Annotated in this window: 1 pseudogene; it reads left to right on the top strand. The window is 69.8% G+C overall.

Annotated features, from left to right (window positions below):
* Nucleotides 1–36 precede the first annotated feature (36 nt).
* Nucleotides 37–368: pseudogene (locus tag KVT39_RS36620) on the top strand (RHS repeat protein); the annotation flags it as partial.

Here is a 368-nt window from a genome sequence, read left to right as displayed (position 1 = left end):
CCGCCGATCGTGCCGCTCTACCCGGAAAGCGGCGAGTTGACCCACTACACGCGTACCTACACCTACGACCGCGGCGCGAACCTGACCGCGATCCATCACCAGGGCAGCACGCCCTACACGCAGCAGATGGTGGTGGCCCACACCTCGAACCGCGCGGTGCCGCAGACCGGCGGCCTCACGCCTGGCGACGTGAACGGCTACTTCGATGCCTGCGGCAACCTCAAGGCACTGGGGCCCAACCAGCCGCTCACGTGGGACAGCCGCAACCAGCTGCAGCGCACCGCGCAGCTCGTGCGCGGCGGCGCCGACGACGATCATGAGCGGTACTGGTACGACGGCGCGGGCCAGCGGGCCACCAAGCTCGGCAC

This window comes from Burkholderia sp. GbtcB21, assembly GCF_019091065.1.
GTDB lineage: Bacteria > Pseudomonadota > Gammaproteobacteria > Burkholderiales > Burkholderiaceae > Burkholderia > Burkholderia pyrrocinia_C.
This window is presented reverse-complemented; position numbering and strand designations above follow the sequence as displayed.